This is a genomic window from Pseudomonas zeae (assembly GCF_014268485.2).
Lineage (GTDB): Bacteria > Pseudomonadota > Gammaproteobacteria > Pseudomonadales > Pseudomonadaceae > Aquipseudomonas > Aquipseudomonas neuropathica.
Genome location: NZ_CP077090.1, coordinates 6513873 through 6536654, shown reverse-complemented (window position 1 = coordinate 6536654; position 22782 = coordinate 6513873). Strand labels below are relative to the sequence as shown.

The following is a 22782-nucleotide window of genomic DNA, read 5'->3' as shown; positions in this document are numbered from 1 at the left end:
GAGCACCAGGGCGTGCAAACACGGGCGTTAAATTCCTAAAGGGTATTAGAAAAGAAGGCATCCATTCTTTTCAGATTCATGACGAACTCATGAATCTGCATGGACCAAAAAACCGCTGATTAGACTATGGTCGTAGACACACAAAGTTACGATTGACTTGTGGGTCACGCTCTGGCGCTAATCGCTAACCTTTGGAACCCGGGCATCGATCCGGGCCAGGTCAACAAGAATTAGAAACGAGAGGAGCTTAACAATGAATAAGTCCACCTTGGCCGTGGCTGTGGCCTTTGGGGTATTGGCGCAGCAGGCAGGTGCCGCGGGTTTCATCGAAGACAGCAAGGCTTCTATCAGTTCCCGCACCATGTATTTCAACAACGACAACCGTGATGGCGGCGCAGATCAGCGAGAAGCCGCGCAGGGCTTCAAGTTTGATTACCTGTCCGGTTTCACTCAAGGCACGGTCGGTTTTGGTCTTGATGTGCAGGCGCTCAGCGGCATTCACCTGGATGGTGGCCGTGGGCACCACCCAGACAATAACTCGTTCAGCCCAAGTGACTCCGACGGTTCAGCAACGCAGTCCTGGAGCCGCGTAGCGGGCAACGTGAAGGCACGTCTGTCCAAGACCGAAGCTCACCTGGGTGGCGCTCTGCAACCTAGCTTGCCGATTCTGGTTGCGAACGATAGCCGTCTGCTGCCTCAAACCTTCGAGGGTGGCACGATCACCTCCAAGGAAATCGACAACGTTACCTTCAATGCTGGTCAGCTCGAGCACGCTGTGGGTCGCGCCTCGACAAACAGCACCGGCCTAGCTGTGGCCGGTGGTACGCAGGACAGCAACCAGTTCCGCTATGCCGGTGCTGACTGGAAGGTCACCAAAGACCTGACCCTGCAGTACTACCATTCGAACCTGCAGGATTATTACAAGCAGAACTTCTTTGGTCTGATACACGTGCTTCCGATCGGCACCAACCAGTCGTTCAAGACGGACATCCGCTATTTCGACAGCAGCTCCGATGGCAAGAACGGGGACGCAGGCTACCGCTTCAGTAACAACGGTGGTTATGCCAAGAACCCGGGCGAGGTCGATAACAAGACCTGGAGCGCCATGTTCACTTACACCTTGGGTGGCAACGCCTTCTTGCTTGGCCATCAACGTGTCAACGATGACGGTGGCTTCGTCTACCTGAACCAAGGCAACGTGGTCGATGGCAACGGTCGCCCTGAAGGTGCCGGTGGCGCCAGTTTCTATCTGTTCACCGACTCCATGATCAACGGTTTCGTTCGTGCCGGTGAAAACACCACCTTCGGTCAGTACTCCTATGACTTCGCAGGCCTGGGTGTACCTGGCCTCAAAGCCTCGATCGCTTACCTGCATGGCGACAACATCAAGGCAACGAATGGCACCGGCAGCGATATGTCCGAGTGGGAACGGGACATGCGTATCGATTACACCGTTCAACAGGGTGCTCTCAAAGGTTTTGGTGTGACATTGCGCAATGGTGTTTATCGCGGCAGCGAAATCAATATTGCCGATCAGGACCAGACCCGCCTGATCTTCAACTACACCTACAGCTTTCTGTAACAAGTCCTGAAAAAAAACCTTGCCCCTCGGCAAGGTTTTTTTTGCGCATTTTTCTATATTCCAAAATATAAGTCTAATGGCGATTTTTATTCTTTTTATGTTCTTCGGCGAAAGCCTAAAGTAGACCCGTGCGGCGTTCAAAATACGCTGCGGTGTTTTGGCATTTTTGTCCCTCGACAATCTGCAGGGTTCAGGAATCGGTGTTGAAGCCGATACCTCCAGTCTGCGCTGCCTATATATATGCCTCGACGCTCTGAAAAAGAGTGAAACAATTCTTTTAAGGACTATGCCGGGGTATCCTTTCGCGGCTTTGACCGGGGGTAGATGGTCCGTCGCGATCAAGCGTTGAGGATTTCGGGCAATAGATCCGGAACCGACAGTAAAAAAAGCAAAAAAATTAGAAACGAGAGGAGCGATACATGAACAAGTCCACCTTGGCCCTGGCTGTGGCCGTAGGGGTTATGGCGCAGCAGGCAGGCGCCGCCGGTTTCATCGAAGACAGCAAAGCTACTTTGGGGCTGCGTAACTTCTACATCAACACTGACAACCGTAGCGGAACAAACGAACCAAGCCGCAACGAAGAGTGGGGCCAAGGCTTCGATCTGCGCTTCATTTCCGGCTATACCCAAGGCACCGTTGGTTTTGGTATCGACGCTATCGGCCTGCTGGGCGTGCGTCTGGATTCGGGCGGCGGCACCAACGGCAACGTTACCGCTGATGGCAAACCTGGCCCCGCTTACGGCGGCACTGTTTTCCCAAGCGAATCCAACGGTCAGGCAGTTGATAACTTCTCCAGCCTGGGCCTGACGGCCAAAGCCAAGATCTCCCAGACTGAACTGAAGCTGGGTACCCTGCAGCCGAAGAACCCGGTCATCGTGACCAACGACGGTCGTCTGCTGCCACAAACCTGGCAGGGTGGTCAGATCACTTCCGGCGATATCAAGGACCTGACCCTGGTCGGTGGTCAGATCGAGCACGCCAAAGGCCGTAACTCCAGCAACAATGAACAGCTGTCTATCAACGGCGCGGCAGCGCGTACTGTTAACAGCAACAAGTTCATCTACGCCGGTGGTGACTACAAAATCACCAAAGACCTGACTGCGCAGTACTACTACGGCAACCTGGAAGATTTCTACAAGCAACACTTCCTGGGTCTGGTTCACAACTGGGCAATCGGCCCGGGCGTGCTGAAGTCTGACTTCCGTTACTTCAACAGCTCCGACGACGGCGCCAACGGCAACACCCCTGCTTACTTCAGCAGCGGTAACTATTCCGGTGTTGCCAGCGGTCGCGGTAAAGTCGACAACAACCTGTATAGCGGCCTGTTCCTGTACACCGTTGCAGGTCACACCTTCGGTGGCGGCTACCAGGTTTCCAACGGCAGCAGCGACTTCCCTTGGCTGAACCAGGGTGACGGCTCGTCGAACTACACCATCACCGACATGCAGATTCAGAAGTTCGGCCGTGCCGGCGAACGTACCTGGCAAGCTCGCTACTCGTATGACTTCGCCAAAGTCGGCGTACCAGGCCTGACCGCTGGTATGGTTTACCTGCGTGGCGACAACATCGACACCGTTACTTCCCGCGGTCTTGAAAACGGTAATGGCGACTCCGAGTGGGAACGTGACCTGACTGTCGGTTACGTCGTACCGGAAGGCCCGCTGAAAAACGTTGGCTTCATGTGGAAAAACGCTACCTGGCGTACCAACATCGCTGGCGTTCGCGACCAGGACGAAAACCGCCTGATCCTCAGCTACTCGATCCCGCTGCTGTAATAGCGCGCCTCGATTCGCTGATGTAAAAAAGCCCCGTCCGGCATCGCGCCGGACGGGGCTTTTGCGTTTTCGAGTCAGGCTCACCCCCGTAAGCCACCCCCGAAACTTCCCTCTTTACAGCAACTCAAGGCCTTCTCGAACCTTGCAACCGATGGTCGTCGGGATGCCTGCCAGCGTCCAGTGAACAGATGTTTAATATTCACTTATGATCTAGATATCTCATTATTTATTCTTTTTCATGATGGCAAATCACGGGCTACAGTTGAGGTCTCGAACAACTCATCAGGAGCAGCACCATGAGCCTCAGACTCGGCGACATCGCCCCCGATTTCGAACAGGATTCCAGCGCCGGCAAGATTCGTTTCCACGAATGGCTGGGCGATAGCTGGGGCGTGCTGTTCTCCCACCCGGCGGACTTCACCCCGGTGTGCACCACTGAGCTGGGCTTCACCGCCAAGCTCAAGGATGAGTTCAGCAACCGCGGCGTCAAAGCCATCGCGCTGTCGGTCGACCCGGTGGATTCGCACCACAAGTGGATCGAAGACATCAACGAAACCCAGAACACTGTCGTCAACTTTCCGATCCTGGCCGATGCCGATCGCAAGGTTTCTGATCTGTATGACCTGATCCACCCGAACGCCAACGACACGCTGACCGTGCGCTCGCTGTTCGTGATCGATCCGAACAAAAAGATTCGTCTGACCATCACGTATCCGGCGAGCACCGGGCGCAACTTCCACGAGATTCTGCGGGTGATCGATTCGCTGCAGCTCACCGACAACTACAAGGTGGCTACGCCGGCCAACTGGCAGGACGGTGAAGAGGTGGTGATCGTGCCGTCGCTCAAGGATGAGGAAGAGATCAAGCAGCGCTTTCCGAAGGGTTATCGCGCGGTGAAGCCGTACCTGCGCCTGACGCCACAGCCGAACAAGTGAATCCAGTGAGATATTTTTTGTAGCTTCCGGCGCTATCGCGAGCAGGCTCACTCCTACAGGGGAACGCATTCCAAATGTAGGAGTGAGCCTGCTCGCGATAGCGCTAGTCCAGTCAACACGGAACCACGATGCAGGGGATTTCAGGCCGTTTCGACGGCCTTTTTTTTCGTCTTGAATAACCTGAATCGTATATCTCCAAAACGCATAACCAAATGAATAAATATGATTTATAGATATATAAATCAGCTGGTAAGGTCACTCCATCGAAGCGAGATCGCAACCCGCGAATCGCCTGAAACGCTTAAGGAATTGTCTCAATGCTGGTCGTCTCACTCGGTGGCAGTCCCAGCCTGCGCTCCCGTTCCGGGGTGCTGCTGGAACGCTCGCAACGCTGGTTGCAGGCGCAAGGGGTTGAAGTGGTGAGTTATCAGGTGCGGGACTTCCCGGCCGAAGATTTGCTTCACGCCCGCTTCGACAGCCCGAAGGTGCTCGACCTGCTGCAACAGATCGAAAACGCCGACGGCCTGCTGATCGCCACGCCGGTGTACAAGGCTTCGTTTTCCGGCGCGTTGAAGACGTTGCTGGATCTGCTCCCGGAGCGCGCCCTGAACCACAAGATTGTTTTGCCAATGGCCACCGGCGGCAGCATCGCCCACATGCTGGTGGTCGATTACGCGCTCAAGCCTGTGTTGTCCGCGCTGAAAGCCCAGGAAATGCTCCAGGGGATTTTCGCCGAGGACAGCCAGATCGCTTACGGCGAAGGCAGTGCCGCAGCACAACTGGCACCGGCGCTGGAGCAGCGACTGCATGAAGCGCTGGATCAGTTTGTCGGCGCCATGGCCCGCCGGCCGAAACCGCTGGAACCGGGCCTGTTGAACGAACGTTTGTTGAGTGCTCGCTGGAGCATTTAAAAGCCACACCCGAATTTGCTCCACTCACCTTACTCAGCCGCTAACGGCCAAGCAGGTGCAGCCAAAACCCAACAGCAAAAAGGAGAGCGCTATGCGCACTGTATTTTTGCGTCGTGGTCTGGTCGCTCTGTTTGCTGCGGCTGTCACCTTCGGCGCCATCACTCAAGCTCAAGCCGAGACTCTTCGGATCGGTTATCAGAAGTACGGCACGCTGGTGCTGCTCAAGGCCAAGGGCACTCTGGAAAAACGTCTGGCCGCCCAAGGCGTCGACGTGCAATGGACTGAATTCCCCGGCGGCCCTCAGTTGCTGGAAGGCCTGAACGTCGGCTCGATCGACTTCGGTGTCACCGGCGAAACCCCGCCAGTCTTCGCCCAGGCGGCCGGCGCCGATCTGCTTTACGTTGCCTACGAACCGCCAGCGCCGAACAGCGAAGCGATCCTTGTGCCGAAAGACTCGCCGATCAAATCGGTGGCCGATCTCAAGGGCAAGAAGGTCGCACTGAACAAAGGCTCCAACGTCCACTACCTGCTGGTGCGTGCACTGGAAGACGCCGGCCTCAAATACACCGATATTCAAACCGTCTTCCTGCCGCCCGCCGATGCCCGCGCCGCGTTCGAACGTGGCAGTGTCGACGCCTGGGTCATCTGGGATCCGTACCAGGCTGCTGCTGAAAAACAGCTGCAAGCGCACACCCTGCGCGACGGTAAAGGCATCGTCGACAACCACCAGTTTTACCTCGCGACCAAGCCTTACGCCGAGAAAAATCCTCAGGTGATCAAGACCCTCGTCGAGGAAGTGCGCGCAGTCGGCGAGTGGTCCAAAGCCAACCCTGAAGACGTGACCCAACAGGTTGCGCCACTGCTCGGTCTGCCGGCGGACATCACCCTGACCTCGGTGAAACGCCAGGGCTACGGCGCGCTGTTCCTGACCCCGGAAGTGGTCGCCGCGCAGCAAAAGATCGCCGACACGTTCTTCCAGCTCAAGCTGATTCCCAAGCCATTGAGCATCAAGGATGTGATCTGGACACCACCGGCCGCTGTGGCTAAAGCGCAGTAATTCGAATTCCTAAGGAGACCACTCCATGAGCCTCAATATCTTCTGGTTCCTGCCTACCCACGGCGACGGCCATTACCTTGGCACCGCCGAAGGCGCTCGCGCCGTCGACCACGGTTATCTGCAACAGGTCGCGCAAGCGGCGGATCGTCTGGGCTTCGGCGGTGTGCTGATTCCTACCGGCCGTTCTTGCGAAGACTCATGGCTGGTGGCAGCGTCGCTGATCCCGGTGACCCAGCGCCTGAAATTCCTCGTGGCTCTGCGCCCCGGGATCATTTCCCCGACGGTGGCGGCGCGGCAGGCAGCCACGCTGGATCGCCTGTCCGGCGGCCGTGCGCTGTTCAATCTGGTCACCGGCGGTGACCCGGAAGAATTGGCCGGCGACGGTCTGTTCCTCAGCCACGAAGAACGCTATCAGGCTTCGGTGGAATTCACCCGCATCTGGCGTCGTGTGCTGGAAGGCGAAACCGTCGATTACGACGGTCAGCACATCAGCGTGAAAGGCGCGAAGTTGCTCTATCCGCCGATCCAGCAGCCGCGTCCGCCGCTGTACTTCGGTGGCTCATCGGAAGCCGCGCAGGATCTGGCTGCAGAACAAGTGGAAATGGTTTTGACCTGGGGCGAGCCGCCCGCAGCGGTTGCGGAGAAGATCGAACAGGTGCGCGCCAAAGCCGCCAAGCTCGGCCGAACCGTGCGCTTCGGCATTCGTCTGCATGTGATCGTCCGTGAAACCAACGCTGAAGCCTGGCAAGCGGCGGATCGGCTGATCTCGCACCTGGATGACGACACCATCGCTCGTGCTCAGGCTTCGCTGGCGCGGTTCGATTCGGTCGGCCAGCAACGCATGGCCGCCCTGCACGGCGGCAGCCGCGACAACCTCGAAGTCAGCCCTAACCTCTGGGCCGGCGTTGGTCTGGTGCGCGGCGGTGCCGGTACCGCGTTGGTTGGCGATGGTCCGACCGTCGCGGCACGCGTGAAGGAATACGCCGATCTGGGCATCGACACCTTTATCTTCTCCGGTTATCCACACCTCGAAGAGTCGTACCGCGTCGCTGAACTGCTGTTCCCGCACCTCGACATCGAGCGCCCGGAACTGCCGAAAAGCGCCGGTTATGTCAGCCCGTTCGGCGAGATGGTCGCCAACGACATTCTTCCCAAAGCCGCGTCGCAGAGCTGAGGCGCGCCATGAAGAAAATCATCCACAGCCTCGCGCCCTGGGCGTTGCCGGTGTTGTTGCTGGTGGTGTGGCAGTTGTCGGTGTCGGCGGGTTGGTTGTCGACACGGATTCTGCCGGCACCGGTGGCGGTGATCGAGGCCGGCGTGAGCCTGGTGCGCAGTGGCGAAATCTGGACGCACCTGGCGATCAGCGGCTGGCGCGCGGCCCTCGGTTTCACCATCGGCGGCAGCATCGGTCTGGTCCTGGGCTTTATCACCGGTCTGTCGAAGTGGGGCGAACGCCTGCTCGACAGTTCGGTGCAGATGATCCGCAACGTGCCGCATCTGGCACTGATTCCGCTGGTGATTTTGTGGTTCGGCATCGACGAGTCGGCGAAGATTTTTCTGGTGGCGCTGGGCACGTTGTTCCCGATCTACCTCAACACTTATCACGGCATCCGCAACGTCGACCCGGCGCTGGTGGAGATGGCGCGCAGTTATGGCCTGAGCGGTTTCAGCCTGTTCTGGCAGGTGATTCTGCCGGGTGCGCTGCCTTCGATTCTGGTCGGCGTGCGCTTCGCCCTGGGCTTTATGTGGCTGACGCTGATCGTCGCCGAAACCATTTCCGCCAGCTCGGGCATCGGCTATCTGGCGATGAATGCCCGCGAGTTCTTGCAGACCGACGTGGTGGTGCTGGCGATCCTGCTTTACGCAGTGCTCGGCAAACTCGCTGACCTCGCGGCACGTGGACTTGAACGTGTGTGGTTGCGTTGGCACCCGGCCTATCAGGTTGCCAAAGGAGGTGCGGCATGACTGCTCAACAACCTCCACGCCTGCTGCGCGGGATTCCGCTGGCAGTGCGCAACCTGCAGAAAACCTTCGGCGCGCGGCAGGTGTTACGTGACATCGATCTGCACATTCCGGCAGGGCAGTTTGTCGCCGTGGTCGGGCGTAGCGGCTGCGGCAAAAGTACCTTGCTGCGCTTGCTCGCCGGGCTCGATCAACCGACTGGCGGCGACTTGCTCGCCGGTTCTGCGCCGCTCAGCGATGCGCGGGAAGACACCCGATTGATGTTCCAGGAAGCACGTCTGCTGCCGTGGAAAAAGATCATCGACAACGTTGGCCTTGGGCTCAAGGGCAACTGGCGTCAGCAAGCACTGGATGCGCTGGAAGCAGTCGGTCTGGCGGATCGTGCCAATGAGTGGCCGGCGGCGTTATCTGGCGGACAGAAGCAGCGCGTTGCACTGGCGCGGGCGCTGATCCATCAACCGCGTCTGCTGCTGCTCGACGAACCGCTCGGCGCACTGGACGCACTGACCCGCATTGAAATGCAGCAACTGATCGAGCGTCTCTGGCAGCAACACGGCTTCACCGTGCTGCTGGTGACTCACGACGTCAGCGAAGCGGTGGCGATTGCCGACCGGGTGATTCTGATTGAGGACGGCGAAGTCGGTCTTGATCTGCATGTGGAACTGCCGCGACCGCGAGTGCGTGGTTCGCACCGACTGGCGGCGCTGGAAACCGAAGTGCTTAACCGTGTTCTCTCCCTGCCCGGCGAACCGCCGGCGCCGGAACCTGTTTCACCACTGCCTACGCAACTGCGTTGGGCTCAATAACTCAAGCAAACGACAGGAATCATTGCCATGACTATCAAAGCCATCAACGTCCGCAACCAGTTCAAAGGCTCGATCAAGGAAATCGTCCTCGGTGACGTGCTGTCGGAAATCGACGTGCAGACCGCTTCCGGCATTGTCACTTCGGTGATCACCACCCGCTCGGTCAAGGAGTTGGAACTGGTGGTCGGCAGCGAAGTGATCGCCTTTGTGAAATCCACCGAGGTGTCGATCGCCAAGCTGTAAGTCGGTGAGTAAAAAACAACCCCGGAGAGCGTGAGCCGTTCGGGGTTTTTTGTGCCTGATCTGAAAACTGCGGTGCGGCCTTCGCGAGCAGGCTCGCTCCCACAGGGGATCGCATTCCAAATGTGGCAGCGAGCCTGCTCGCGAAGAGGTCAGTCAGATCACTAGAGATCTTTTGGGTAGATACGGCGGCAGATACAACCCAATGTAGGCATCAAACACGCGCATCCCTTCCTCAGCCATGCGCGGCGTGATCTGCCCATGCTGTTGCACCGAACGCGCATAAACCCGGTCACCCAACTCCATCGCTAAAGCAAACACATCGACATCTTCCGGCAGCCTAGGCAATTCGAAGTGATGATCGAACAGCTTGTGCATCAGATCGCCCAGTTCGATGTCGTGCTGACGGTCAGCCTGAGTGACTTCGGTCAAACCATGCTGGGCAAGGATCAACTGCCGCGCCGCCGCGTCTTCATCGTAGATCTCCAGCATCCGTTGCTCAACCAGCCGCGACAGATCGCGCCAGTCGCGCAAGGCGTCATGATCAATCGGCGCTTGCAGGCAGGCGCGAAACGCGGCGTGCACATCTGCCGTCAGTGCCTCAAGCAACGCCGGGACGCTGGCGAAGAAGTGGTACACGGAGGAGGGCGGAATCTGCGCGCGCTCGGCGACGCTGTAGATCGACAGACTCGCCACACCCTCGGCGGCCAGCAATGTACGCGCGGCGTCGAGTATCGAATCGATGCGCGCCTGACTGCGGGCACGGGGTTTGCGGACGGGGGCGGGTCGCGTCATGGAAGTCTCCTGCGGGGCAGCGGGCATTGTACGAGCCGGCTTGTGTGTTGTCTTGTCGGCCGCTTTCGTCGGAGCGCCGCCCGGAGCAGGCTCGCTCCCACAGGGAGGCTCTGTGTGCACAGTATTCATGTTCACTGGAGATTAACTGTGGGAGCGAGCCTGCTCGCGAACCGTCGCAGGCGGCCATAAAAAAACGCCGTGGGCTGAGTCAGCCGACGGCGTTCTGTTTGGCGCTACAACCGCTTACACGGTATGCAGATACCAGTTGTACTCAAGGTCGGAGATGGAGTGTTCGAACTCCTCCAGCTCGCTTTCCTTGCAGGCGACGAAGATATCGATGTATTTCGGATCGATGTACTTGGCCATCACCTCGCTATCGTCCAGCTCACGCAGGGCATCGCGCAAGTTGTTCGGCAGGCTTTGCTCGTTCTGCTCGTAGCTGTTGCCTTCTACAGGTGCGCCCGGTTCGATCTTGTTGGTCAGACCGTGGTGCACGCCGGCCAGTACCGAAGCCATCAGCAGGTACGGGTTGGCGTCGGCACCGGCCACGCGGTGTTCGATACGCACGGCATCGGCAGAGCCGGTCGGTACGCGAATCGCCACGGTGCGGTTGTCCAGACCCCAGCACGGCGAGTTCGGCACGTAGAACTGTGCGCCGAAACGACGGTAGGAGTTGACGTTCGGGCAGAGGAACGCCATCTGCGCGGGCAGGGTCTCGAGCACACCGCCGATCGCGTGACGCAGCGCGGCGTTCTGCTCGGGATCCTCGCTGGCAAAAATGTTTTTGCCTTCTTTATCCAGAATCGAGATGTGTACGTGCAGACCATTACCTGCCTGGCCCGGATAAGGCTTGGCCATGAAGGTGGTGTCCATTTCATGGTCGTAGGCGATGTTTTTGATCAGACGCTTGAGCAGGACCGCGTAGTCGCAAGCCTTGATCGGGTCGGCAACGTGGTGCAGGTTCACCTCGAACTGCGCCGGGGCACTTTCCTTGACGATGGCGTCGGCCGGAATGCCTTGCTCTTTGGCGCCTTCCAGAATGTCTTGGAGGCAGTCAACGTATTCGTCGAGGTCGTCGATCAGGTAGACCTGCGTCGAGTGCGGACGTTTGCCGGAGATCGGCGAGCGTGGCGGCTGAGGACGGCCGTTCACGTTTTCCTGGTCGATCAGGTAGAACTCGAGTTCAAATGCGGCGCAAATGGTCAGGCCCAGCTCGTCAAACTTTGCAACAACTTGACGGAGCACTTCGCGCGGATCGGCGAAGAACGGGTCGCCTTCGAGTTCGTGCATGGTCATCAACAGTTGCGCAGTCGGGCGCTTCTGCCATGGCTCGTTGCACAGGGTATCGGGGATTGGATAGCAGATACGATCGGCATCGCCGATGTCCAGGCCCAGGCCGGTGCTTTCCACCGTAGAACCATTGATATCCAGAGCAAATAGAGAGGCCGGCAGGTTGATGCCTTTCTCGTAAACCTTGTGGAGGCTGGTGCGTTCAATGCGCTTGCCGCGCACCACACCATTCATATCCGCAATCAGAAGGTCAACGTACAGAACCTCAGGATGTTCCTTAAGGAACGCGTTCGCTTCGTTAAGCTGAACGGCACGCGGGGGTACCGACATGATGCAACACCTTTGTTGTTAAAAATATCAATCATTGATCTTTTCTGGTTTCAGTCAACCCGAACGGCCTGCCGAAGTCAAGCGAGGCCTTTTTTGCCCTAAAAAAGCGCTGTGAGGGCATTTATGGGGCATTTTTGGGCAGTTTTTTGTCCTGAGGAAGCTTGCCACCCGCGGGCTTGAGCAGGCCGTGTTGTATTTTTTACGGGGGTGTTGTGTAAAAAAATGAACAAGGCTAAGCTCCGATCAAACCCATAACAGCAATAATACCGGGGTGCTTCATGTCTCGCCTGCCGTTAATCGGCATCACCGACTGCTCGCAACAGTCCGGTCTGCATGCTCATCACATCAGTGGCGAAAAATCCGTCCGTAGCGCAGCCAGCATGGCTGAATCGTTGCCGACGATGTTCCCGTCCATGGTCGCTCAAGCGCAAGCGTCCGATATTCTGGACGTACGGGACAGCATCCTGTTTATGGCGTCCCCTTCCAATATAGATCGCTTTCACTCCCAAAGCCTGTGTCGCGTGCCCAGCCGTGCTCATGATTCTGCACGCCTCGTCTGTGCACAGGAAATGCAACGCCAGCGTAAAGGGCAGGTAAGCTCCTCTTTCATTGTCTATGCGCGGTGCCAGGCGTAAGCCGGTACTGCGCGAGCAAGCCCCCTTTAACGCGACGCTCAAAGCGTCAAACTTTGCCTGACATCCTGTCAGGAGACTCAGCCCAGAGGCATTTATGAGTAACAACCTCGACCAGCTCACCGATTGGTTGAAAGACCACAAGATCACAGAAGTCGAATGCATGATCGCCGACTTGACCGGTATCACCCGGGGCAAGATCTCGCCGACCAACAAGTTCATCGCCGAAAAAGGCATGCGCCTGCCAGAAAGCGTGCTGTTGCAGACCGTGACCGGCGACTACGTCGAAGACGACATCTATTACGAACTGCTCGACCCGGCCGACATCGACATGATCTGCCGCCCCGACCAGAACGCCGTGTACCTGGTGCCGTGGGCCATCGAGCCAACTGCTCAAGTGATCCACGACACCTACGACAAGCAGGGCAACCCGATCGAGCTGTCGCCGCGCAACGTCCTCAAGAAAGTTCTCAAGCTCTATGCCGACAAGGGCTGGCAGCCGATCGTGGCGCCGGAAATGGAGTTCTACCTGACCAAGCGCAGCGACGACCCTGACTATCCGTTGCAGCCTCCGATTGGCCGCTCGGGCCGTCCGGAAATCGGGCGTCAGTCGTTCTCCATTGAAGCGGCGAACGAATTCGATCCGCTGTTCGAAGACGTCTACGACTGGTGCGAACTGCAGGAGCTGGACCTCGACACGCTGATCCACGAAGACGGCACGGCGCAGATGGAAATCAACTTCCGTCACGGTGACGCGCTGTCGCTGGCCGACCAGATTCTGGTGTTCAAACGCACCATGCGCGAAGCCGCACTCAAGCACGACGTGGCCGCGACTTTCATGGCCAAGCCAATGACCGGCGAGCCGGGCAGTGCGATGCACTTGCACCAAAGCATCATCGACATCGAAACCGGCAAAAACGTCTTCTCCAATGAAGACGGAACCATGAGCCAGTTGTTCCTGCACCACATCGGTGGCCTGCAGAAATTGATCCCGGAATTGCTGCCGCTGTTCGCACCCAACGTCAACTCGTTCCGCCGCTTCCTGCCGGATACCTCGGCACCGGTGAACGTGGAGTGGGGCGAAGAGAACCGCACCGTGGGCCTGCGCGTACCCGATGCCGGCCCGCAGAACCGCCGTGTGGAAAACCGCTTGCCGGGCGCCGACGCCAACCCGTACCTGGCGATTGCCGCGAGCCTGCTCTGCGGCTACATCGGCATGATCGAAGGCCTGAACCCGAGCGCGCCGGTGGTGGGCCGTGGTTATGAGCGCCGCAACCTGCGCCTGCCACTGACCATCGAAGACGCACTGGAACGTATGGAAAACAGCGCGACCATCGAGAAGTACCTGGGCAAAACCTTCATCACTGGCTACGTCGCGGTAAAACGGGCCGAGCATGAAAACTTCAAGCGCGTGATCAGTTCCTGGGAGCGTGAGTACCTGCTCTTCGCCGTCTGATACGCCGGGCGCGGCTGGCAGCAGCCGCGCCTTCACCGATAACAAGGAGAATTGGCATGACCAGCAACAACCCGCAAACCCGCGAGTGGCAAGCACTCAGCAATGATCACCACCTGGCCCCGTTCAGCGACTTCAAGCAACTGAAAGAGAAGGGCCCGCGGATCATTACCAACGCCAAGGGCGTTTACCTGTGGGACAGCGAAGGCAACAAGATTCTCGACGGCATGGCTGGTCTGTGGTGCGTGGCTATCGGTTATGGTCGTGATGAGCTGGCCGATGCGGCCGCCAAACAAATGCGCGAACTGCCGTACTACAACCTGTTCTTCCAGACCGCGCACCCGCCGGCACTGGAACTGGCCAAGGCGATTGCCGACGTGGCGCCGGAAGGCATGAACCACGTGTTCTTCACCGGCTCTGGCTCCGAAGGCAACGACACCATGCTGCGTATGGTTCGCCACTACTGGGCGATCAAAGGCCAGCCGAACAAGAAAGTCATCATCAGCCGCAAGAACGGTTATCACGGTTCGACCGTAGCCGGCGCGAGCCTCGGTGGCATGACGTATATGCACGAACAAGGCGACTTGCCGATCCCGGGCATCGTTCATATCGCGCAGCCGTACTGGTTCGCCGAGGGTGGCGACATGTCCCCGGAAGAGTTCGGTATCTGGGCGGCCAACCAGCTGGAAGAGAAGATTCTCGAAGTCGGCGTCGACAACGTCGGCGCCTTTATTGCCGAGCCGATCCAGGGCGCCGGCGGCGTGATCATTCCGCCAGACAGCTACTGGCCGCGCATCAAGGAAATCCTCGCCAAGTACGACATCCTCTTCGTCGCCGACGAAGTGATTTGTGGTTTCGGCCGTACCGGTGAGTGGTTCGGTAGCGATTTCTACGACCTTGCGCCCGACATGATGACCATCGCCAAAGGCCTGACCTCCGGTTATATCCCGATGGGCGGCCTGATTGTCCGTGACTCCGTTGTTGCGGTGCTCAACGAAGGTGGCGATTTCAACCACGGCTTCACCTACTCCGGTCACCCGGTGGCAGCAGCGGTGGGCCTGGAAAACATCCGCATTCTGCGCGACGAAAAAATTATCGAGAACGCCCGCAACGAAACGGCACCGTATTTGCAGAAACGTCTGCGGGAACTGAGTGATCACCCGTTGGTGGGTGAAGTTCGCGGGGTTGGTCTGTTGGGCGCGATCGAGCTGGTGCAGGACAAGGCCACGCGCAAGCGCTATGAAGGCAAGGGCGTCGGCATGATCTGCCGCCAGTTCTGCTTCGACAACGGCCTGATCATGCGCGCTGTGGGCGACACCATGATCATCGCGCCGCCGCTGGTGATCAGCAAAGCCGAGATCGATGAGCTGGTGACCAAGGCACGCAAGTGTCTGGACCTGACCCTCAGTGCGTTGCAAGGCTAAGTGCTAGGCTCTGAGCGGGGGAGCTGCGGCGCTCTCGCTCAAAGCTGTCAGAAAGGCCGGTCTTTTCTTGAAAGACCGCCTCGGATCTTGCCAGACTAACCGCGGTTCCAGTTGTCCGGGTTCGGCCGCTGAACAAAGTGGTTCAAAAAAGAAAAATTTGGAGCATGACGCATGAAGGCATTAGGTAAAAAGCTTGCTGGCAAGACACTTCTCGCGCTGTCCGTGGCGGGCATGATGGCGGGTGCGGTTCAAGCGGACGACAAAGTACTGCACGTCTATAACTGGTCCGATTACATCGCGCCGGACACCATCGCCAACTTCGAGAAAGAGTCGGGGATCAAGGTGGTCTACGACGTATTCGACAGTAACGAAACCCTGGAAGCCAAACTGCTCGCGGGCAAGTCCGGCTATGACGTGGTCGTACCGTCGAACAACTTCCTGGCCAAGCAGATCAAGGCTGGCGTTTACCAGGAGCTGGACCAGTCCAAGCTGCCCAACTGGAAGAACCTCAACCAGGACCTGCTCAAGGCCGTGTCGGTCAGCGACCCGGGCAACAAGCACGCCTTCCCGTACATGTGGGGCTCGATCGGCATCGGTTACAACGCGGAGAAGGTCAAGGCTGCGCTGGGCGTCGACACCATCGATTCGTGGGACGTGCTGCTCAAGCCGGAGAACATCGCCAAACTCAAGGGCTGCGGCGTGAGCTTCCTCGATTCGCCGACCGAAATGCTCCCGGTCGCGCTGCACTACCTGGGCCTGCCAACCGACAGCCAGAAGAAAGAAGACATCAAGAAAGCCGAGGAACTGTTCCTCAAGATTCGTCCTTCGATCACCTACTTCCACTCCTCCAAGTACATCTCGGACCTGGCCAACGGCAACATCTGCGTAGCGGTCGGCTACTCGGGTGACGTGCAGCAGGCCAAGTCGCGTGCCGCCGAGGCCGGTGACAAGGTGAAAGTCAGCTACGCCATTCCGAAAGAAGGCGCGGGCAGCTTCTTCGACATGGTCGCCATCCCTAAAGATGCCGAAAACGTTGAAGGCGCCTACAAGTTCATGACCTTCCTGCAGAAGCCTGAAGTCATGGCCGGCATCACCAACGCCGTACGTTTCCCGAACGGTAACGCCGCTGCAACCGCACTGGTGGAAAAAGACATCACCAGCGATCCAGGCATCTACCCGCCAGCCGACGTGCAGGCCAAGTTGTATGCGATCGCCGACTTGCCGGCAGCGACCCAGCGTGAAATGACCCGCAGCTGGACCAAGATCAAATCCGGTAAATAAGCCGGTTTGAAGCAGCAACCGCTGGCCGTCGTCCCCGCGAGGGCGGCCAGCGGATCAATTAAATGACAGGAAGTTTTGCAGGAACGGTTTTTCGAGGGTAAGTTGCGCGCCGGTTTTGTTGCCGGGCAGCCATGGCTGTCATGCAGTGCGGGGCAACTTGGGCCCAACTAATTTAGAGGACCTCCACTTGCCTATTTTTTCTTCTTTGCGCAAAGCCCTGCTGGCCACTGCCGGCCTGACGATCGCCGTCGGAGCCCAGGCCGCCGGTACGGTACATATTTATAACTGGTCCGATTACATCGGCGAGACCACGCTGGCCGATTTCCAGAAAGAAACCGGGATCAAACCGGTCTACGACGTCTTTGACTCCAACGAAACCCTGGAAGGCAAGCTGCTGGCCGGGCGTACCGGTTACGACGTGGTCGTGCCGTCGAACCACTTCCTTGGCAAGCAGATCAAGGCTGGCGCGTTCCAGAAACTCGACAAGTCGCAGTTGCCCAACTATGCCAATCTCGACCCGGTGCTGCTCAAGCGTCTGGAGCAAAACGATCCGGGCAACCTGTACGCCGTGCCGTACCTGTGGGGCACCAACGGCATCGGTTACAACGTCGACAAGGTCAAGGCAGTGCTCGGTATCGACAAGATCGATTCCTGGAGCGTGCTGTTCGAACCCGAGAACATCAAGAAGCTGCACAGCTGCGGCGTCGCGTTCCTCGATTCGGCGGATGAAATGATGCCGACCGTGCTCAACTACATGGGCCTGAACGCCAACAGCACCAACACCAAGGATTACGAAAAGGCCACGGCCAAACTGCTCGCCGTGCGTCCGTACGTGACCTATTTCCACTCGTCCAAGTACATCGGCGACCTGGCCAACGGCGATATCTGCGTGGCCATCGGTTTCTCCGGAGACATCTTCCAGGCCAAGCACCGCGCCGAGGAAGCCAAGAAGGGCGTGAACATCGCGTACTCGATCCCGAAAGAAGGCGGCGCGCTGTGGTTCGACATGCTGGCGATTCCGAAGGATTCGTCCAACGTCAAAGAAGCCCACGCCTTCATCAACTATTTGCTGAAACCTGAGGTGATTGCCCAGGTCAGTGATTACGTCGGTTACGCCAACCCCAACCCGGGTTCGGACAAGCTGATGGAACAGTCCATTCGCACCGATGAAGCGGTTTATCCACCGCAAGCAGTACTCGACAAGACCTACGTGTCGACCGAGTTGCCGCCCAATATTCAACGTTTGATGACCCGCAGCTGGACCAAGGTCAAGTCGGGCAAGTAAGGCACAAACTATCCTGGGTTCGTCTGCATTGGGCGAACTGCATTGTTTTTTTCTGGGAGTTTCGTAAATGGCAGTTGCCTCCGGCGCCTATAAGAAAGCCCTCGAGGGCGACCAGACACCGAAACAGGTGTTGGTCAAAATCGACCGGGTCACGAAGAAGTTCGACGAGACGATTGCCGTGGACGATGTGTCCCTGGAAATCAAGAAGGGCGAGATCTTCGCCTTGCTCGGCGGTTCGGGATCGGGCAAATCCACTCTGCTGCGGATGCTGGCAGGGTTCGAACGGCCCACGGAGGGGCGGATTTTCCTCGACGGCGTCGACATCACCGACATGCCGCCGTACGAACGTCCGATCAACATGATGTTCCAGTCGTACGCCTTGTTCCCGCACATGACCGTGGCGCAGAACATCGCCTTCGGCCTGCAGCAGGACAAGATTCCCAAGGCCGAGGTCGATGCCCGTGTGGCCGAGATGCTCAAGCTGGTGCAGATGAGCCAGTACGCCAAGCGCAAGCCGCATCAATTGTCGGGCGGTCAGCGTCAGCGTGTGGCGCTGGCACGTTCGCTGGCCAAGCGGCCGAAGTTGCTGTTGCTCGATGAGCCGATGGGCGCATTGGACAAGAAACTGCGTTCGCAGATGCAGCTGGAACTGGTGGAAATCATCGAGCGCGTCGGCGTGACCTGCGTGATGGTGACCCACGACCAGGAAGAGGCCATGACCATGGCCGAGCGCATCGCGATCATGCACCTGGGCTGGATCGCCCAGATCGGCAGCCCGATCGACATCTACGAAACCCCGACCAGCCGTCTGGTCTGCGAATTTATCGGTAACGTCAACATCTTCGAAGGTGAAGTGATCGACGACGCCGAAGGCCACGCGACCATCACCTGTAAGGATCTCGATCGGCAGATCTACGTCGGCCACGGCATCAGCACCTCGGTGCAGGACAAGTCCGTGACCTACGCGATCCGCCCGGAGAAGCTGCTGGTCACCGCCGACCAGCCGACCTGCGAGTACAACTGGTCCAGCGGCAAGGTGCACGACATCGCCTACCTCGGCGGGCACTCGGTGTTCTACGTTGAATTGCCGAGCGGCAAACTGGTGCAGTCGTTTGTGGCCAACGCTGAACGTCGCGGCGCGCGTCCGACCTGGGGTGATCAGGTCTACGTGTGGTGGGAAGACGACAGCGGCGTGGTACTTCGCTCATGAACATGCGCAAATTCAAACGTCGCATCAACCGAATAATCCCCAATGGCCGGCAACTGGTCATCGGGGTTCCGTTCATCTGGCTGTTTCTGTTCTTCATGCTGCCGTTCTTCATCGTCCTGAAGATCAGTTTCGCCGAAGCCGACGTGGCCATTCCGCCGTACACCGAGATCTACACGTACGCCGAGCAGAAGCTGCAACTGCTGCTGAACCTTGGCAACTACGCGATGCTGGCGGGCGACGAGTTGTACATCGCCGCTTACCTCGGCTCGTTGAAGATGGCGTTCATCAGCACCGTCCTCAGCCTGCTGATCGGCTACCCGATGGCCTACGCCATCGCCACCGCCCGTAAAGAAATGCAAACGGTGTTGGTATTGCTGATCATGATGCCGACCTGGACCGCAATCCTGATCCGCGTTTACGCGTGGATGGGCATCCTCAGCAACAACGGTCTGCTCAATGGTTTCCTGATGAGCATGGGGTTCATCGACGAGCCGCTGCAAATCCTCAACACCAACCTCGCGGTGTACATCGGTGTTGTTTATTCGTACCTGCCGTTCATGATCCTGCCGCTGTACGCCAATCTGGTGAAGCACGACAACAGTCTGCTCGAAGCGGCTTCGGACCTCGGCTCGAGTACTTTCAACAGCTTCTGGAAGATCACTATTCCGCTGTCCAAGAACGGCATCATTGCCGGCTGCATGCTGGTGTTTATCCCGGTGGTCGGTGAGTTCGTGATCCCGGAACTGCTTGGCGGTCCGGAAACCCTGATGATCGGTAAAGTGCTCTGGCAAGAGTTCTTCAATAACCGTGACTGGCCGGTGGCGTCCGCGCTGGCGGTGGTGATGCTGGCGATCCTGATTGTGCCGATCATTCTGTTCAACCGCAGTCAGGCCAAGGAAATGGAGGGTAAAGAATGAAGCGCTTCCGTTTCTCCAGCCTGATGCTGGTCCTGGGTTTGTTGTTTATCTACCTGCCGATGCTGATCCTGGTGATCTACTCGTTCAACGCCTCGAAACTGGTGACGGTGTGGGGCGGCTGGTCGATCAAGTGGTACGTCGGCCTGCTCGACAACACGCAACTGATGGGCTCGGTGCTGCGCTCGCTGGAAATCGCCTGCTACACCGCGGTCGCTGCGGTGGCGCTGGGTACGCTGGCAGCGTTCGTGCTGACCCGTATCACCCGCTTCAAGGGCCGCACGCTGTTCGGCGGTCTGGTCACAGCGCCGTTGGTGATGCCGGAAGTGATCACCGGTCTGTCGCTGTTGCTGCTGTTCGTGGCCATGGCGCAGATGATCGGCTGGCCGCAGGAACGTGGCATCGTCACCATCTGGATCGCCCACACCACATTCTGTGCGGCGTATGTGGCGGTGGTGGTGTCGGCGCGTCTGCGTGAGCTGGACCTGTCGATCGAAGAAGCGGCCATGGACCTCGGTGCACGGCCGTGGAAGGTGTTCTTCCTGATCACCATCCCGATGATCGCGCCGTCGCTGGCGGCGGGCGGCATGATGTCGTTCGCGCTGTCGCTGGATGACCTGGTGCTGGCGAGCTTCGTCTCCGGTCCGGGGTCGACGACCCTGCCGATGGAAGTGTTCTCGGCGGTGCGTCTGGGTGTGAAACCCGAGATCAATGCCGTTGCCAGTCTGATTCTGCTGGCGGTGTCGATCGTGACCTTCATGGTCTGGTTCTTCAGCCGCCGTGCCGAAGAAGCGCGCAAGAAAGCCATCCAGCAAGCCATCGAAGAAAGCGCAGCCGATTCGTGGAAGCAGCCGGACGTGCGTCGCGCCCCGGCGCCGGAAGCGGCGTAAGCAATATCGGTTTGGCCTCAACCTAGAGGCCAACCACAAATCGAACTGTGGGAGCGAGCCTGCTCGCGAAGACGGAGTATCAGTCGACTCAAATATTGGCTGATACACCGCATTCGCGAGCAAGCTCGCTCCCTCAGTTGTTTCTGGTGATATTCAAATCCATGGAGATTGGCGGATGACTTCAACAAAGTTCATCGGCTTGAACCCCGGCTGCTGATCCTTCAGCACATCAGTCTTCACATTGCCAAACGTCGTCTGCGGACGATGCCGCAAGCCATCGGCAAACGCGCAGATGATGCACTCCTTGAAACCTTCCCCACGCGGGTGCGCATGCACCACCGCTTCACGCTGCACGGTGCTGAACGCCGCGTAATCCATCCCCAGCACGTCCATTTCCACACCAGCGGTCACCAGCGCCACGGTTGGACGCAGATGCTTGGGCACGCCCGGTGTGGTGTGCAGGGCAATTGACAGCCAGACCTGCTCGATGTCGTCATCGCTCAACCCGTACGGTTTAAGAAAAGCCGCCGCTGCGTTGGCACCGTCCACTTCGAAGCGCTCATCATCACTGCGATGACCTTCGACCAGACCGAGGTCATGGAACATTGCGCCGACGTACAGCAGCTCCGGGTTGTAAGCCAGTTGCTGGCGCTCGCCGCTCAACGCACCGAACAGAAAGACCCGGCGCGAGTGGTGGTAGAGCAGGTCGGATTCGATGTCGCGGATGTATTCGGTGGTGGCCCGGGCGAGGGCGCTGTCAGGGATTTTGATGCCGGCGATGGTTGTGGTCATGGCAAGTTTCCTCACTGAAACGCCGTTGTGGCGCTGATGGGGAAAGTCTGTTCCCGGCGCTGGAAGCGGACAATCGATGCATGGCTGCGATCCTTGCCAATCCACCTGCAAATCGTGCCAACTCGGGTCAGACCCAAAGGAGCTTTGCCGCCATGAGCAAAACCGTCGCCATCGTCGTGTTCCCCGGCGTGCAGTCGCTGGACGTCAGCGGCCCGATGGATGTGTTCGCCGAGGCTAATCGCTTCCTGGCGCCCGAGGATCACTATCGGCTCGAAGTAATCGGCGTCGAGCACGGGCCGATGGCCTGTTCCAACGGTTTGAGCCTGAATGCCCATCGCCACTTCAGCGAAGCCCTCGACGCCTACGATCTGCTGCTGGTCGCCGGTGGGCCGCAACTGCCCTTCATGGATTTCGGCGCGACGTTCGACGGTTGGCTGCGCGGGGCCTGCGCACGGGCGCAGCGTTTCGGCTCGATCTGCAACGGCGCGTTTATGCTGGCGCGGGCCGGATTGCTGGAGGCACGCACCGTCACCACCCACTGGAACGATGCCGAGGCGTTGGCGCAGTTGTGTCCGACCACGCAGGTCGACGCGGATCGTTTGTATGTCGAGGACGGCACGCTCTACACCTCGGCCGGGGTCACGGCGGGGATCGATCTGTCGTTGTATTTGCTGGCGCGTGATCACGGCGCTGAAGTGGCGCTGGGCGTGGCCAAGCGGCTGGTGGTGTTCACCCAGCGTTCCGGTGGGCAGTCGCAGTTCAGTCCGTTCCTCACGCCGCACGCGGAGCCGACCTCGGCGGTGGCGCTGGTGCAGTTGTATGTGTTGGCCAATCTCACGGGCGATCTGACGATTGCCGATCTGGCCAATGCGGCGAACATGAGTGCGCGCAATTTCTCGCGGGTGTTTGCCCGGGAAGCCAAAGTCACCCCGGCGGAGTTCGTCGAGCGGGCGCGGGTGGATGCGGCGCGGGTGATGCTGGAAAGCACGGCGGCGCCGTTGAAGACGGTGGCCTATCAGTGCGGGTTTCGGGATGCGCAGCATATGCGCGGGGTGTTCAACCGGCGGTTGGGGGTGACGCCGCAGCAGTTTCGGCTGAATTTTGCGGTGATGGTTTGAGCCTTACCCTCACCCCAGCCCTCCCGAAACGTCGGACCGCCCATAGGGAGAGGGCGCCGATTGGGGGATGTTGAGGAGATACGCCGACCTGAGTGAGCGG

Annotated in this window: 21 protein-coding genes; 18 read left to right on the top strand and 3 right to left on the bottom strand. The window is 58.7% G+C overall.

The annotated features are described in order from the left end of the window. Positions 1-253: 253 nt before the first annotated feature. From HU754_RS28860 to HU754_RS28820, 9 genes are all read left to right on the top strand, one after another. Entirely contained in the window at positions 254-1582 is a 1329-nt protein-coding gene (locus HU754_RS28860) for an OprD family porin (protein ID WP_186620091.1), read from the top strand. Between the two features lie 419 nt (positions 1583-2001). Then, a complete protein-coding gene (locus HU754_RS28855; protein WP_186620089.1) occupies positions 2002-3357 on the top strand; it encodes an OprD family porin in 1356 nt (451 codons plus the stop codon). A 296-nt stretch (positions 3358-3653) separates the two neighbouring features. Then, entirely contained in the window at positions 3654-4292 is a 639-nt protein-coding gene (locus HU754_RS28850; protein ID WP_186620088.1) for a peroxiredoxin, read from the top strand. A 317-nt stretch (positions 4293-4609) separates the two neighbouring features. Next, entirely contained in the window at positions 4610-5203 is a 594-nt protein-coding gene (ssuE, locus tag HU754_RS28845) for an NADPH-dependent FMN reductase (protein WP_007913832.1), read from the top strand. Between the two features lie 91 nt (positions 5204-5294). After that, entirely contained in the window at positions 5295-6260 is a 966-nt protein-coding gene (locus tag HU754_RS28840) for a sulfonate ABC transporter substrate-binding protein (RefSeq protein ID WP_034151972.1), read from the top strand. Between the two features lie 25 nt (positions 6261-6285). Further along, positions 6286-7434, top strand: a complete 1149-nt coding sequence (ssuD, locus tag HU754_RS28835; protein WP_007939251.1) for an FMNH2-dependent alkanesulfonate monooxygenase — start codon at positions 6286-6288, stop codon at positions 7432-7434. An 8-nt stretch (positions 7435-7442) separates the two neighbouring features. Next, on the top strand, positions 7443-8225 hold the full coding sequence (gene ssuC, locus HU754_RS28830; protein ID WP_186620087.1) for an aliphatic sulfonate ABC transporter permease SsuC: 783 nt from the start codon (positions 7443-7445) through the stop codon (positions 8223-8225). Beyond that, a complete protein-coding gene (ssuB, locus tag HU754_RS28825) occupies positions 8222-9028 on the top strand; it encodes an aliphatic sulfonates ABC transporter ATP-binding protein (RefSeq protein WP_093429772.1) in 807 nt (268 codons plus the stop codon). Before ssuC ends, ssuB begins: the two co-directional genes overlap by 4 nt. Positions 9029-9055: 27 nt before the next feature. Further along, positions 9056-9271 (top strand): TOBE domain-containing protein, encoded by a 216-nt coding sequence (locus HU754_RS28820; RefSeq protein ID WP_003229256.1) that lies wholly within the window; start codon positions 9056-9058, stop codon positions 9269-9271. Positions 9272-9424: 153 nt separating this feature from the next. Here the strand turns inward: HU754_RS28820 and HU754_RS28815 are convergent, their stop codons facing one another. Then, positions 9425-10063 (bottom strand): TetR/AcrR family transcriptional regulator, encoded by a 639-nt coding sequence (locus tag HU754_RS28815; RefSeq protein ID WP_150648951.1) that lies wholly within the window; start codon positions 10061-10063, stop codon positions 9425-9427. 243 nt (positions 10064-10306) lie between these two features. Next, entirely contained in the window at positions 10307-11683 is a 1377-nt protein-coding gene (locus HU754_RS28810) for a glutamine synthetase family protein (RefSeq protein WP_038358985.1), read from the bottom strand. A 278-nt stretch (positions 11684-11961) separates the two neighbouring features. On the opposite strand from HU754_RS28810, the gene HU754_RS28805 reads away from it, so the two are divergent. The 8 genes from HU754_RS28805 (at position 11962) to HU754_RS28770 (ending at position 20772) form a co-directional block, all read left to right on the top strand. Next, positions 11962-12318 (top strand): gamma-glutamyl-gamma-aminobutyrate hydrolase family protein, encoded by a 357-nt coding sequence (locus tag HU754_RS28805; RefSeq protein WP_116254289.1) that lies wholly within the window; start codon positions 11962-11964, stop codon positions 12316-12318. 94 nt (positions 12319-12412) lie between these two features. Then, positions 12413-13771 (top strand): glutamine synthetase family protein, encoded by a 1359-nt coding sequence (locus HU754_RS28800; RefSeq protein WP_099757459.1) that lies wholly within the window; start codon positions 12413-12415, stop codon positions 13769-13771. Between the two features lie 56 nt (positions 13772-13827). Continuing rightward, a complete protein-coding gene (locus HU754_RS28795) occupies positions 13828-15192 on the top strand; it encodes an aspartate aminotransferase family protein (protein ID WP_093429776.1) in 1365 nt (454 codons plus the stop codon). Positions 15193-15363: 171 nt separating this feature from the next. Next, positions 15364-16473 carry a polyamine ABC transporter substrate-binding protein gene (locus HU754_RS28790; protein ID WP_093429777.1) on the top strand — a complete coding sequence of 370 codons (1110 nt, stop codon included), beginning with the start codon at positions 15364-15366 and terminating at the stop codon, positions 16471-16473. A 187-nt stretch (positions 16474-16660) separates the two neighbouring features. Then, positions 16661-17758 carry a polyamine ABC transporter substrate-binding protein gene (locus HU754_RS28785; protein ID WP_099757457.1) on the top strand — a complete coding sequence of 366 codons (1098 nt, stop codon included), beginning with the start codon at positions 16661-16663 and terminating at the stop codon, positions 17756-17758. Between the two features lie 67 nt (positions 17759-17825). Next, a complete protein-coding gene (locus tag HU754_RS28780; RefSeq protein WP_034151965.1) occupies positions 17826-18968 on the top strand; it encodes an ABC transporter ATP-binding protein in 1143 nt (380 codons plus the stop codon). A gap of 35 nt (positions 18969-19003) precedes the next feature. Further along, positions 19004-19885 carry an ABC transporter permease subunit gene (locus tag HU754_RS28775; RefSeq protein WP_186620421.1) on the top strand — a complete coding sequence of 294 codons (882 nt, stop codon included), beginning with the start codon at positions 19004-19006 and terminating at the stop codon, positions 19883-19885. After that, positions 19882-20772 (top strand): ABC transporter permease subunit, encoded by an 891-nt coding sequence (locus HU754_RS28770; protein WP_093429780.1) that lies wholly within the window; start codon positions 19882-19884, stop codon positions 20770-20772. The genes HU754_RS28775 and HU754_RS28770 overlap by 4 nt, the downstream gene beginning before the upstream one ends. 153 nt (positions 20773-20925) lie before the next feature. On the opposite strand, the gene HU754_RS28765 is transcribed toward HU754_RS28770, so the two are convergent. Continuing rightward, positions 20926-21564, bottom strand: coding sequence for an HD domain-containing protein (locus tag HU754_RS28765; protein WP_093429781.1), 639 nt, complete (start codon positions 21562-21564; stop codon positions 20926-20928). 152 nt (positions 21565-21716) lie between these two features. Between HU754_RS28765 and HU754_RS28760 the strand changes: the two genes are divergently transcribed. Then, positions 21717-22682 (top strand): GlxA family transcriptional regulator, encoded by a 966-nt coding sequence (locus HU754_RS28760; RefSeq protein WP_186620085.1) that lies wholly within the window; start codon positions 21717-21719, stop codon positions 22680-22682. The last annotated feature ends 100 nt before the right edge of the window (positions 22683-22782 follow it).